Raw genomic sequence first — 12,341 nt, 5'->3', positions numbered from 1 at the left:
GAGATGGCCGAGATCCGGGTCCCGCCGGGACGCGCCGGGCGGCTGCGGCTGCGCCGCCGGCTGGACGTCGCCGAGCGGGGCGCCGTGCTGCTGGAGCAGAAACTGCGTGCTCTGCAACGAGAAGAGCGTCGGCTGGCGCAACTGGCCCGCATCAGCGAGCGGGAATGGACGCGAGCCGCGACGGAGGCCGAGACCTGGCTGATCCGGGCGACCCTGCTCGCCGGGCAGCGCGGGCTTCGGCTCGCGCATCCCGATCAGGTCGCCGAAGTCGGCGTTCACTGGACCACGGCGATGGGGGTGCGGTATCCGGACGACGTCTCCTGCGCCCTTCCTCGGCGAGGCCCCGAGTCGCCCGCAGTACCCTGCAGCGCGGCCGTGATCGAAGCAGGAACAGCGCACGAGGCAGCTCTCGTCGCGGGTCTGCGGCACGCCGCAGACCTAGCGGCCTGGCGGTTGATCGGTGCGGAGATCGCCACGACCCGGCAGCGCGTGCGCATTCTGCGGCGCTACTGGGTGCCTCGGCTGCGGGACGCGCTGACCGCCATGGACCTCGCGCTGGAGGAACGGGAACGAGCCGAGGCAGTGCTGCGTCGTTGGACAAAGCCCTGATGATCCCAAACCCGAGTCACCTCGGCGATCACGTCCAGGAACAGCGTTTTCGGGGGACCTCTGCATCAGGCCGCGCAACTACGTACCTGACCACGCCGCCGCGCTCTGATGCAGGACACGACTGCGTCCGCGCGGTGAATCCTCAGCCGGGCACGTTGCGTTCCAGCTCGTCGAGCCATGCGCGGGCGGTGGCGTCGCTGGGCGCCCGCCAGTCGCCGCGGGGCGACAGCGCGCCGCCGGATCCGACCTTGGGCCCGTTGGGCAGCGCGGAGCGCTTGAACTGGCTGGATTGCACGAACCGGTGCAGGAACACGGCCAACCAGTGCTTGATGGCGGGTAGGTCGTATTCGTTGCGCTTCTCGGGTGGGATCAGCGACGGCCAGCTGCCTCGGTCGCGGTCCGACCACGCCTGGTGCGCGAGGTAGGCGATCCGGCTCGGCAGGTACCCGAACCGAAGCAGGTGGTAGAGGTGGAAGTCCTGCAGTTCGAACGGGCCGACGGTGGCTTCCGAGCTCTGCGCCGGTTGGCCCGTCCCCGGTCTCCCGGCGGGAACCAGCTCCGGCGAGATCACGGTGTCCAGGATGGACTGCAGGACTTCGGCTGCCGCGCCGCTGAGCTCCCCGGTGTCGATGGTCCACCGGATCAAGTGCTGGACGAGCGTTTTGGGCACCGAGGCGTTGACGTTGTAGTGCGACATGTGGTCGCCGACCCCGTAGGTGCTCCAGCCCAGCGCGATCTCGCTGAGATCGCCGGTGCCTAGGACGATGGCGCCGCGCTGGTTGGCCAGCCGGAACAGGTGTGACGTGCGTTCTCCGGCCTGGACGTTCTCGTAGGTGACGTCGTAGACGGGCTCGCCGCGGGCCGCCGGGTGGTCGAGGTCGCGCAGCATCTGCATCGCCGACGGGCGGATGTCGATCTCCTCGGCCGTGACGCCCAGCGCCGCCATCAAGCGGTGGGCGTTGCTGCGGGTCCGCTCACTGGTGGCGAAACCGGGGAGGGAGAAACCGAGCACGTTGCTGCGGGGCAGCTCGAGCAGGTCCATGCTCCGCGCCGCGACGATGAGCGCCTGGGTGGAGTCCAGCCCGCCGGAAACTCCGATCACGACCTTCCCGGCACCGGTGGCGGCCAGCCGTCGGGCCAGGCCCTGCACCTGGATGTGGTAGACCTCGCGGCACCGCTCGCCCAGGGTCGCCGGATCGGAAGGAACGTAGGGAAAGCGCGGCACTTCGCGGCGCAGGGGGACCGACGTGGCCGGTGGGGCCAGGTCGACCTGGACGCGGCGGAGATCGCGTACGCGCTCCATGTGGTCGTGCGCGGAGTCGGCGAAGCTGGTGGTCCGCATGCGGTCCTGCACCAGCCGTTGCAGGTCCACGTCCGCTGTCACCAGTTGCGGGCCGGAACCGAACCGGACGCCCTCGGCCAGTTTCTGGCCGTTCTCGTGGATCAGCGCGTGCCCGTCCCACGCCAGGTCCGTGGTGGATTCGCCCGGCCCTGCCGCGGCGTAGAGGTAGGCGGCGATGCACCGCGCCGAGTGCGACGCGCACAGCTGACGCCGGTAGTCGGCCTTGGCGATGGTGATGTTGCTGGCCGAGAGGTTCACCAGCACGTTGGCGCCGCCCAGCGCGGCCCACGTGCTGGGCGGGACCGGGACCCACAGGTCCTCGCAGATTTCGACGTGGAACGTGAACCCGGGAAGTCGTGGCGCCTCGAACAGCAGGTCGTCGCCGAACGGGACGTCGTTGCCGAACAAGGTCACGCGCCGCGCGATCGCATCACGCGCCGCGGCGAAGTAGCGCTTCTCGTAGAACTCCCGATAGGTGGGCAGGTAGCTCTTGGGGACGACGCCGACGACCTCGCCCCGGTGGATCACCACACCGCAGTTGAAGAGCCGTTCGCCGAAACGCAGCGGAGCGCCGACCACGAGCACCGTGTCCAGCTCACCGCTCCCAGCCACCACGCGGCGCAGCCCGGCCAGCACGGCGTCCAGCAGTGCATCTTGGTGGAAGAGGTCGTCGATGCTGTAGGACGACAGACCGAGCTCGGGGAACAGGGCCAGCACGGCGTGGTCCGAGGCGGCGCGGCGCGCGAGGTCGAGGGTGCGGTCGGCGTTGAGCTCGGGGTCGACCCCGCCGACTGCGGGCACGCCGACCGCGACCCGCGCGAAGCCGTGCCGGTACAGCGATCCGAAATCAGCCATCGCCGACCATCGTCGAACACGCTCGGAACCGGCGCAGCGTGTGGTCAGTGCGCCTGCGTTCATCGGGTGGGCGAGGTTCACTGGATCCACAACGGCCGGGATGGCCCGTGGGTGTTGGCCAGTCTGGGGGGCTTTTCCAGCTGCGATTGCGAGGTGCCGAGCCATGGCGGCGGAACGGAAGATGCCGGTGTTGGTCGGAGTGGACGGCTCGGAGCAGTCGCTCGTGGCTGCGCAGTGGGCTGTCATGGACGGCGACCTCCGGACGGCACCGGTTCGTCTGGTGACGGTCGTCGACGATGCGAGCCGGGACGACGCTGCGTTGGAGCTGCTTTCGAGGGTGGCTGAGCAGTGCCGCAGCGATCGCCCGCGAGTCGAGGTGTTCGACGAGATCAAGCACGGGTTGCCGATCGAGAACTTGGTTTGGGCGTCCTCGGGGGCGCAGCTGCTGGTGGTCGGATCGCGTGGGCGCGGCCAGGTCGCCGAGGCAGTGCTGGGTTCGGTGAGCACCGCGGTGGCCATGCATGCTCATTGTCCCGTGGTGGTCGTTCGGGATCGTCGTACGAGCTTCGCAGTCGGCCCCGTGGTGGTCGGTGTCGACGACTCAGCGCCTGCCCGTGCAGCACTGCGATTCGCGTTCGAGGAGGCCGCAGCGCGACAGACCGACTTGCTGGCGATGCACATCTGGCGACCGGTGCTCGCCGAGTATTCCTGGATCGAGACCCCCCAGGCGGGGGCGGCGTGGTTCAGCTTGGATGACGCGCAGCGGGAGCTGGACGAGCAGCTCGCCACGTGGCGTGAGAAGTATCCGAACGTCGAGGTGCGCAACGTCGTGCGCTACGGGCATCCGGTCGAGGAGCTGACGAAGGCGGCCTCTCACGGCCAGTTGCTCGTCGTCGGCCATCGCGGCATCGGTGGGTTCAAGCAGCTGTTGCTGGGCTCCGTCGCGCATGGCGTGTTGCATCACTCCGAGTGTCCGGTGGCCATCGTTCGTTCCAGTCTCACGCCTTGACAACGGAAACACCGCGGCAGCATTTGCCGGGCCTGATGTCATGCGTGGTCGCGGACTACCACCACGGGGCAGGGCGCGTGGTTGACGCAGTACTGGCCGACCGAGCCGAGCAGGGCGTGGGCGAAGCCGCCGTATCCCCTGCGCCCGACGACGAGGAGGTCCGCCGATCCGGCTGCTTTCAGCAGGGCATTGGCCGGGTGACCGCGAGCCACCTCCTTCCGGATCGCAGCGGCGTCGGCGTCATCAACGGTTTCACGGATGACGGTCTTGAGTGCCTCTTCCGTTGCGCGATCACATTCTTCGGACGTGCGCATGGGCCAGTCGTAGAGCTCAGGGAGCTCCCACGACATGACCGCGGTGACGAGGCCGTTGGTCAAGTGGGCTTGCCGGACGGCCCACCGCAGGGCAACCCGGGACGACGGTGAGCCGTCGACACCGACGACGATCGCGTAGTCGCGTTGCTCGCTCATGCTGTCTCCAAAACGTTGCGGTCCGCTTCCGAGGCGGGCCGCAACGACAGCGTCGGCTCAAGCCGGTCCGACAGCGGGACCTTTCTGCACGGAGATGGTGGGGAGGTGTTCGCGGACCAGCAGGCCGCTCATGGCCAGCACCCAGAGCGCGGTCAGGCCGCCAGGAATGTAGGTCGTCAGGGCTGCCCCCGGGACCAGGACTCCGCCGGCTGAGAGGATGGTGATCGCGCTGAGAACTGAGATGACGGCGACGAATCCGGAGAACCAAGCTGCCCATTGCGGGAACACCCCGGTCCGGGCGATGGCCACTGCAGTGGCTGTCAGTGGAATGGCGAGGGCGATGCCCGCGACAGTGGCTGCGACGGTCACAACTGTGTAGGGAGCGGCGGCGAACACGAGCAGGGCGGGGCGCGAGGTCATGGCGAAGACCGCTCCACCGAAGACGGCGGCACCGAAGAATCCGATCGTGGAGGTCAGCGCGAACCCCGCCAGGACGACCGCTGGGGCGTCGCTCCGGTCGTCCGCGAGCCGGAAGGCGGTGGCCAGGGTGGCGCCGAACCACAGGAACAGGGCGATCGCGGCGGCGTAGAGCAGCACGGCTGTGAGGACGACACCGCGTGCCGCGAGCAGGTACCCGGCGATTGTGTCTGCGGATTCGGTGATGCGCGGGGCGCCGGCGAGCAGGATGCCCGCGATGATGGAGAGAACCAGCGCGCCGAGACCAGCCAGCCCGCCCCAACGCATCTCGTGACCTTCATTCATCAGTTCCCCTTCGAAATTCGAAATGGGATCAATGTCCGAGGGTTCACCTCAACCGGCAACGCGTCATGCGGCCGAAAGTCCCTTGTTTCCAGAGTGATGTTCTTGCCGCAGATCAGCGATCGCAGGCCTGTCTCAGCGGGTTCCGGTAGCGCTTTCAAGTTCGCGGCGCGAGGTCGTCCGGCACAAGTCGTTCACGCTGGTGCGCTGCGATGTGGACGAAGCGGTGTTCGAGATGGAGGACATGGACTACGACTTCCACCTCTTCACCGAACTCGGCTCCGAGCAGGACAGCGTCTTGTACCGGACGCCGGACGGCTACCGCATGGCCCAGATCGACCCGCACCCGGAGGAGTTGGCCGAGCATTTCGTGCCGGTCACCGTGAGCGAGCGGCCAACGCCCGTGCTGACCACCGCCGAGGCGGCCGAGCGGCTTGGGACGCTGGGCCTGCCGTTCCTGTTCTACCTGGACGGTGAGCGGGGCCGAGGTGCTGTGCTTTATCGCCGGTACGACGGGCACTACGGCCTGATCACGCCTGCCGGGTGACGCGGCTTCACAGCCACGTCTCGATGGCCAGCAGGTCTCGCATGGAGATCACTCCGACCACCATCCGGCCCTGCATGACCGGCAGGTGGCGGACGCCGGCGTCGAGCATGCGTCGCGCGACGTCCCGGGTTTCCTCGCCGAACTTGGCGGTCTCGATCTGGTGGGTGGCGAACGTGGTTGCCGTTGTGGTTCGCGGATTGACGTCCTGGGAAATGGCTCGGACGACATCTCGTTCGGAGATGATGCCCGTGATCCGGTCGTCCTCGAGAACCGCGAGGGCACCGACGTGATCGGCGGTCATCTTCTCGGCCACTTCTTTGATCGAATCGGTCGCATCGCAGGTCAGCGTTCCTTGGCGGAAGACTTCCTCGACTCGCATGGATCCTCCTCGCGGGAAGCGCGCACGGTTGTGCGTGTGGGCGATGGGGACGGTTGAGCTCGGTGCTCGATGACCTGGACCTGGCGTGTTCCCGGAGTCGCCAGGGCGAGCGCACGAGCGACGTGGCGGGCGGCGATGTCTCCGACCGGGTCGATGATCAGCACCGCGCCGTCGCGCACCGACACGGACCACTTGTCGAAGCCTCCGTTGCGATCGAGGTTTCGCCGTACTTCGGCTCTGATCACCGGATCGTCCCGGGCCAGACCGCGCATCAGATCGCGCCGGGTCACGATGCCGACGACCACGCGGTTCTGCACGACGGGAACGGCACGCAGGTGGTGGCTGAGCATCGTCTTGGCGATGTCGGCGCAGTCGGTGTCTGGTGCCGCGGTGCGCACTTTCCTGGTCATGACCTGGTTGACGAGGGTCGGTGGTGCCCCGCTCGGCGTGTCCAGGTGGTGTTCTGCGGCGCGGGGATCGTGCGGGATCGCGTCGTGGATCAGGTCGGCCTCGGTGACGATACCGACGAGAATGCCGTCCCGATCGACCACGGGTGCGGCGGTGAACCCGTGTTCGGCCAGCGTCCCGGCAGCCGCTCTGATCGAGTCGTTCTCCCGGACGGCGAGGACCGGGCGTGACATGATGTCTTCGGCTTGCATCGTTGCTCCCGTGACTATCCCGTGGCCACGCCTGTTGGCGCAGACGGCACAGGGACTGCAAGCACTCGTTCCTGCGCCCCCACCTTGCCGAGGTCATCACAGCGCACGGCAGGGCCGATGGGCCTCCATCCAACCGGTCGCGGTTCGGATGGACCGATCAGTCCCGGGCGACGGTGACTTTCTCCCCAACCGCATCGTGAGCCGCCAAGCGCTGCTCGGCTGGTCAGGAGCCCCGCGCTACCGGCTGGATGTGCACTGCGGTGACCTTGTACTCGGGGCAGTCCGTGGCGGTGTCGGTGTGCGGCGAGGTGAGTTCGTTGACGGGTGCGGTGGGGAAGTGGAAGGCGGCGAACACCTGGCCGGGTGCGACGTCGGTGGTGAGATGTGCGGTCAGGACGGTCTGCCCCCAGCGGCTGGTGATGATCGCATCGGTTCCGTCGGTGATGTCGAGGCGGGCTGCGTCCGAGGGGTGGATCTCCAGGGTTTCGGCGGGGCGGAGTTCGAGGTTGGCGGTTCGGCGGGTCATGGAGCCGGTGTTGTAGTGGACGAGCCGGCGTCCGGTGATCAGCAGGAAGGGGAAGTCGGCGTCGGGCTGTTCGCCGGACGGCAGGTAGGGGCGAGCGGCCAGCGCCGCTTTGCCGTCCGGGGTGGCGAACCGGTCGAGGTAGAGCACGGCTTCGCCCGGCCGGTCGGAGGTCGGGCAGGGCCAGTGCAAGGGGCCTTCGGCCTCGAGGCGCCGGTGCGACAGACCTGCGAAAACCGGTGTCAGGGAGGCGCATTCGGCCAGTGCTGCGGCCGGGGTGGGGCAGCCCAGGTCGGCGCCCATCGCTTGGGCGACCTGCTGCAGGACGTTGAAGTCGTCGGATGCGTGGCCGGGTGGTGCCAGGGCTGGGCGGACGCGTTGGAAGCGCCGGTCGAAGTTGACGAAAGTCCCGTCTTTTTCCAGGAAGGAGGCTGCGGGGAAGACGACGCTGGCCTGTTCGGCGGTGCGGGAGCGGAACACGTCGTGGCAGACCACGAATTCGCACGCGTCGAGTGCGGCGCGCACGTGACCTGAGTTCGGGTCGCTTTGCGCGATGTCTTCTCCGATGACGTAGAGGGCTCGCAGTTCGCCGGAGAGAGCGGCGTCGAACATCTGCGGGATGCGCAAGCCAGGACGCTCAGGAACCGGACGTCCCCAGGCGCGTTCGAAGCGCGCGCGGATCGCTGGGGCGGCGATGTGCTGGTAGCCGGGAAGCACATCCGGAAGGGCGCCCATATCTGAGGCGCCTTGGACGTTGTTCTGCCCGCGAAGGGGGAGGATGCCGCAGCATCCGGTGGTGCCGACTGCACCGCGGAGGATGGCGAGGTTGGCCAGGGTGCGCACGCCGTCGGTGCCGTGGGCGTGTTCGGTGACGCCGAGCCCGTAGACGATGGCGGGATGCTGAGCCTGTCCGAAGAGGCGGGCGGCGGCCACCAAGTCTGCCGAGCGCACGTCGGCGATGGCTGCCACCGCCTCGGGCGGGTAGTCGGCCAGGAGTGTTGCGAGGTCGTCGAAACCCGTGGTGCGGTGGTCTAGGAACGCGTGGTCGAGGTGATCTTCCTCGACCAGGAGGTGAGCGAGTCCGTTGAAGACGGCGACGTTCGAACCCGGCGCGGCTTGCAGGTGCACATCGGCGAGTGCGGCGAGCTCGGTGCGGCGAGGGTCGATGACGACCAGCCGGGCTCCGGCGAGCACGCGTTGCTTGATGCGCGCTCCGACGACGGGGTGCGCTTCGGTGGGGTTGGCGCCGGCGAGGAGGATGCAGTCGGTGTGGTCGAGGTCGTCGAGCGGGTTGGTGCCGCCTGCCAGGCCGAAGGAGGCGGTGAGGCCGGCGGCCGAGGGTGCGTGGCACAGCCGCGAGCAGTTGTCGATGCTGTTGGTGCCGATGACGGTGCGGATGAACTTCTGGGCGAGGTAGTTCTCCTCGTTGGTGGCTCGGGCCGATGAGATCATGGCGATCGCGTCAGGGCCGTGCTGGTCTCGGATTGCGGCCAGCCGCTGCGCGACCAGGCCGAGCGCTTCGTCCCAGGTTGATTCGACGAGTTGTCCGTTGTGCCGAACCAGGGGTGCGGTCAGCCTGTCCTCGGCTTGGATGAAGGTGTGCGCGAAGCGGCCTTTGATGCAGGCGTGGCCGCGGTTGACCGGCGCCCCGTGGGCAGGAGTGATCGCGGCGATGGTGTCGTCGCGGACATGGACGTCTAGGGTGCAGCCGACTCCGCAGTAGCCGCAGGTGGTCGTGGTGGTGGAGGTGATGGGGCGGAGGTCGAGCAGGCCGGGTTCGGACAACGCACCGGTGGGACAGCTGTCGACGCAGCCGCCGCAGCCGACGCAGGGCGAGGAGACCCACGGGCCGCCGTCGCCAGGTGCCACGACGGTGTCGAAGCCGCGGCCGGTGAGTTCGAGCGCGAAGGTGCCTTGGACTTCCGCGCACATGGCGACGCATCGTCCGCAGGCGATGCACAGGTCGCGGTCGAGTTTGACGTACGGGTGCGAATGATCCACCCCGCGATCGTGTTCCGCGCCGGAGAAATTGCTGGCCGTGATGCCGAAATGGGCGCAGGCGCGGACGAATTCGCTGCGTTCTGCCGGAATCTCCAGCGCTCGCGCCGGAAGCTCGGACACCATCAGCTCAACGGCTCCGCGCGCAGCCTGGTGGGCGGTTGGATCGTCCAGTTGGACTGCAATGCCTTCGGCCGCAGGAGCGGTGCACGCGGCAACAATACGACTACCCGCGCGGACCAGGCAGGTGCGGCACGAGCCACGCGGAGACAGCCTTGCGTCGTAGCACAGCGTCGGGAGGTACCTGCCGCAGGCGCGTACGGCGTCGAGCACCGTCGCGTTCTCCGGAACGTCCACAGTGGCGCCATCGACGATCACACGCATCAAGATCCCCCGGCGAGCAGTTCGTCGCGGTAGACCCGCACCAGGCTCCGGACCGCGCCGGGCACGCCCCGCCCGAAGGCGCACAGGCTGCCAACACCCATCACATCGAGAAGTTCTTCCTGCTGGGCCAGGGCTGTCGCGCTACCCGGAACCAGGTCTGCCAGCTCGCGGCCACGGCGTGATCCGACCCGGCACGGTGTGCAGGCACCGCAGCTTTCCGCGGCGGCGAAGGTCCACACATGCCGGAGGAGCTCGGCCGCGGAAATGCCGTCGTCGATCGCCACGAGACTGCCGTGACCAAGAGCTACTCCCGCCTCGGCGAGCGCTTCGGCGAGCAGCGGGACGTCCAGGTCGTCCGGGCCGAGGAAACCGCCGAGGGGCCCGCCGACCTGCAGCGCCCGCAGCCTGTGCCCGGGCTTCAGCCCGCCACCGAGCGTTTCGACGAGATAGCGCAACGGCACCCCGAACTCGACCTCGTACACGCCGGGTCGGCGGAACCGCTCGCTGAGGCACACCAGCTTGGTGCCGGTCTCGACGTCGGCACCGAGGCGGGCGTATGTGCTGCCGCCGTGCCGAACGACCCAGGGCACCGCGGCGAGGGTTTCCACGTTGTTCACGACTGTGGGCCGCCCGGCAAAGCCGGCGCTGGTCGGGTACGGGGGCCGAGGCAGGACGCTGCCGCGAAGTCCCTGCAACGCACGCAGCAGCGCGGTTTCCTCCCCCGCAACGTAGGAACCCGCACCGCGAACGACCTCCACGTCGAAGTCGAACGCCGAGCCGTGCACGCCGATCCCGAAGTGCCCGGCGTCGCGCGCAGCTCCTACTGCGGACAGGGTTTTCTCCACTGCCTCTGGGTATTCGGAGCGGACGAACACCACGCCCCGGGTCGCGCCGGTCGCGAACCCGGCGAGGGCGAGTCCTTCCAGAACGCGGTCCGGATCGCTTTCCAGCAGCAGCCGGTCGCAGAACGAACCCGGATCGCCCTCGTCGCCGTTGGCCACGACGAACCTCGGGGCGGGGCCACAAGACGCCGCCTGCCACTTGTTCGCCACCGGGAACTCGGCCCCGCCTCGGCCGCGCAGTCCGGCGCGGGCGACCTCCGCGAGGACCGCGGCCGGAGATCCGGCCGTCACGGCTTCCGGCCACACCTGCCAGGGCTCCTCCGCGCCGAGCAGACCCGCGAGTAAGACCGGCTTGCGGCTGGCGTTGCGGTAGGGGACCGGGGGCGGCGGAGGCGGGTGTGCAGGGGAGAGCAATCGCGCACCGAGATCGGGCCCGGTGACGGGGTTCTGCCCGTCGAGCGCGGTGGGGGAGGCGTAGCAGTAGCCCAGGCAGTACGCCCCGGCCAATGACAGTGAGCCGTCGGTGCTGGTGCGTCCGCATTTGACGCCGAGAGCCGCTTCAGCCAACGGCACGGTGTGGTTGCCAGCGGAGACAAAGCACGACGTGCCCTCGCAGATGCGCACGTGGCGGATTGCCTCGTCGCCGGTGAAGTCGGCGAAGAACGAGGCGGCACCGTTGACGGCAGCAACCGGCAAACCCAGCTCGCCTGCGATGCGTCGCACGTCGGCATTGCTGATGTGCCCCCGGAGATCGAGGACTGTTCGCAGCCCGCGGAGCACGTCGGTTCCGTGAATCCCGAACCGCTGTTCCCATCCGGCGAACGCGTCATGTGTCACGACTGCAACTCCCTCACCACATCAGGTGCGGATCACCGCTACGGGACATGGCGCGTGGTGAAGCACCCCTCGGGCCACCGAACCCAGCAGCAGCCCGGCGAAGCCACCGTGCCCACGGTGGCCGACGACGAGCAGTTGCGCATGCTGAGCGGCTTCGCACAGTGCTTGCACCGGGTGTTCGTTGGTGATCGCTTTGCGCACGCCTACGTCGGGATAGTCTGCGGTCCACCCGGCAAGTTGCTCCGCGAGATGGAGCTCGGCCCACCCTTGGATTTCGTGTCGGTCCGGGTGTGGGTAGGGGCCGGGGATGAAGTACGCGTCGGGCAGTGCTTGCACGGCGACCAAGTCGGTACGGCGCCGGTTGGCGGCGTCGAAGGCGTAGTGCAGCGCCGCTTTGCTGCCTGGTGAGCCATCGACCCCGACGATCACTGGTCCCGTCGTTGCGGTGCCTGCACCACGCATCACGACGACCGGGCACCTGGCGTGCGTGGCCACAGCGGTGCTGATGGAGCCGAGCAGTGCGTCATGGAAGGCGCCGTGCCCGTGCGACCCGACCACGATCAGCCGGGCGGCGTCGGATCGCCGGGCCAGCTCTTCGGCGGGATGCCCGAAGCCGACCTCGGCTACGAGTTCCAGGGTTGGTACGGCGAGCCGACAGCGGTCCGCGATCTCCTGCACCGTCTCCTTGGCCTGCGACTCGCGAGCGGGATCGTCGCCGACCAGGAGCAGGTGCAACGGAACGCCCAGTCGGGCCGCTTCGGCAGCCGCCCACAGCGCAGCCCGAGCCGAGGGCTCGGACCCGTCCACCCCGGCCACGACGGACTGCTTCTCCCTCGGCATGTCCCGTGCTCCCACGCTTGCGTGCGGTGACCACGTTTTCAATCAGCCTGGTGCCATGGCGAGGGCCGATGGACTCTTGCCTCGGATGTTGCGGGTGCGGAGCGTCCACAGCACGGCTGCTTCGCACGCGGGGACCAGGAGGGGGCAAACGTCGGTGTCGGATGAGGAACCGGTTTCTGGTCGTCCGCGCGCGGCGCGCGTGGTTCTGGCCGATGGAAGCGTCGTCACGATCCGGCCGCTGCGCCCTGACGATCTTGCCGAACTCGAACGCCTGCACGGCGAGCTCAC

Annotated in this window: 11 protein-coding genes; 3 read left to right on the top strand and 8 right to left on the bottom strand. The window is 68.6% G+C overall.

Annotation, left to right across the window (positions count from 1 at the left end; translation table 11 throughout):
• Window positions 1–3: 3 nt before the first annotated feature.
• A complete protein-coding gene (locus BLW84_RS35625) occupies window positions 4–609 on the top strand; it encodes a V-type ATP synthase subunit D (RefSeq protein WP_093274898.1) in 606 nt (201 codons plus the stop codon).
• Between the two features lie 142 nt (window positions 610–751).
• Here the strand turns inward: BLW84_RS35625 and BLW84_RS35620 are convergent, their stop codons facing one another.
• A complete protein-coding gene (locus BLW84_RS35620) occupies window positions 752–2,806 on the bottom strand; it encodes an NAD(+) synthase (RefSeq protein ID WP_093274818.1) in 2,055 nt (684 codons plus the stop codon).
• A 163-nt stretch (window positions 2,807–2,969) separates the two neighbouring features.
• Between BLW84_RS35620 and BLW84_RS35615 the strand changes: the two genes are divergently transcribed.
• Complete coding sequence (locus BLW84_RS35615) at window positions 2,970–3,815, top strand: universal stress protein (protein ID WP_245761620.1); 846 nt, start codon at window positions 2,970–2,972, stop codon at window positions 3,813–3,815.
• Between the two features lie 38 nt (window positions 3,816–3,853).
• Here BLW84_RS35615 and BLW84_RS35610 read toward each other — a convergent pair whose 3' ends face one another.
• Window positions 3,854–4,285 (bottom strand): universal stress protein, encoded by a 432-nt coding sequence (locus tag BLW84_RS35610; RefSeq protein ID WP_093274816.1) that lies wholly within the window; start codon window positions 4,283–4,285, stop codon window positions 3,854–3,856.
• A gap of 57 nt (window positions 4,286–4,342) precedes the next feature.
• The gene (locus BLW84_RS35605) at window positions 4,343–5,047 is read right to left on the bottom strand and encodes a hypothetical protein (RefSeq protein WP_093274813.1); all 705 of its coding nucleotides are present in this window, start codon (window positions 5,045–5,047) and stop codon (window positions 4,343–4,345) included.
• Between the two features lie 118 nt (window positions 5,048–5,165).
• Here BLW84_RS35605 and BLW84_RS35600 point away from each other — a divergent pair, with 118 nt between their 5' ends.
• Window positions 5,166–5,591: a sigma 54 modulation/S30EA ribosomal C-terminal domain-containing protein gene (locus BLW84_RS35600; protein WP_342743203.1), complete on the top strand. Its 426-nt coding sequence runs from the start codon at window positions 5,166–5,168 to the stop codon at window positions 5,589–5,591.
• Window positions 5,592–5,598: 7 nt separating this feature from the next.
• Here the strand turns inward: BLW84_RS35600 and BLW84_RS35595 are convergent, their stop codons facing one another.
• The 5 genes from BLW84_RS35595 to BLW84_RS35575 form a co-directional block, all read right to left on the bottom strand.
• Complete coding sequence (locus BLW84_RS35595) at window positions 5,599–5,970, bottom strand: CBS domain-containing protein (protein ID WP_093274811.1); 372 nt, start codon at window positions 5,968–5,970, stop codon at window positions 5,599–5,601.
• Complete coding sequence (locus tag BLW84_RS35590; RefSeq protein ID WP_245761618.1) at window positions 5,934–6,629, bottom strand: CBS domain-containing protein; 696 nt, start codon at window positions 6,627–6,629, stop codon at window positions 5,934–5,936. Before BLW84_RS35590 ends, BLW84_RS35595 begins: the two co-directional genes overlap by 37 nt.
• A gap of 223 nt (window positions 6,630–6,852) precedes the next feature.
• Window positions 6,853–9,534 (bottom strand): formate dehydrogenase subunit alpha, encoded by a 2,682-nt coding sequence (fdhF, locus tag BLW84_RS35585; RefSeq protein WP_093274808.1) that lies wholly within the window; start codon window positions 9,532–9,534, stop codon window positions 6,853–6,855.
• On the bottom strand, window positions 9,534–11,213 hold the full coding sequence (locus tag BLW84_RS35580; RefSeq protein WP_093274806.1) for an NAD(P)H-dependent oxidoreductase subunit E: 1,680 nt from the start codon (window positions 11,211–11,213) through the stop codon (window positions 9,534–9,536). The genes fdhF and BLW84_RS35580 overlap by 1 nt, the downstream gene beginning before the upstream one ends.
• Window positions 11,214–11,234: 21 nt before the next feature.
• Window positions 11,235–12,053 (bottom strand): universal stress protein, encoded by an 819-nt coding sequence (locus BLW84_RS35575; RefSeq protein WP_093274803.1) that lies wholly within the window; start codon window positions 12,051–12,053, stop codon window positions 11,235–11,237.
• Window positions 12,054–12,341 lie beyond the last annotated feature (288 nt).

Source organism: Saccharopolyspora shandongensis, assembly GCF_900106995.1.
GTDB classification, from domain to species: Bacteria; Actinomycetota; Actinomycetes; order Mycobacteriales; family Pseudonocardiaceae; genus Saccharopolyspora; species Saccharopolyspora shandongensis.
This window is presented reverse-complemented; position numbering and strand designations above follow the sequence as displayed.

Bases quoted from the DNA above. Each gene is read 5' to 3' on its own strand.
- BLW84_RS35625 (WP_093274898.1), top strand. From the start codon at position 4: ATGGCCGAGATCCGGGTCCCGCCGGGACGCGCCGGGCGGCTGCGGCTG.
- BLW84_RS35620 (WP_093274818.1), bottom strand. From the start codon at position 2,806: ATGGCTGATTTCGGATCGCTGTACCGGCACGGCTTCGCGCGGGTCGCG.
- BLW84_RS35615 (WP_245761620.1), top strand. From the start codon at position 2,970: ATGGCGGCGGAACGGAAGATGCCGGTGTTGGTCGGAGTGGACGGCTCG.
- BLW84_RS35610 (WP_093274816.1), bottom strand. From the start codon at position 4,285: ATGAGCGAGCAACGCGACTACGCGATCGTCGTCGGTGTCGACGGCTCA.
- BLW84_RS35605 (WP_093274813.1), bottom strand. From the start codon at position 5,047: ATGAATGAAGGTCACGAGATGCGTTGGGGCGGGCTGGCTGGTCTCGGC.
- BLW84_RS35595 (WP_093274811.1), bottom strand. From the start codon at position 5,970: ATGCGAGTCGAGGAAGTCTTCCGCCAAGGAACGCTGACCTGCGATGCG.
- BLW84_RS35590 (WP_245761618.1), bottom strand. From the start codon at position 6,629: ATGCAAGCCGAAGACATCATGTCACGCCCGGTCCTCGCCGTCCGGGAG.
- fdhF (WP_093274808.1), bottom strand. From the start codon at position 9,534: ATGCGTGTGATCGTCGATGGCGCCACTGTGGACGTTCCGGAGAACGCG.
- BLW84_RS35575 (WP_093274803.1), bottom strand. From the start codon at position 12,053: ATGCCGAGGGAGAAGCAGTCCGTCGTGGCCGGGGTGGACGGGTCCGAG.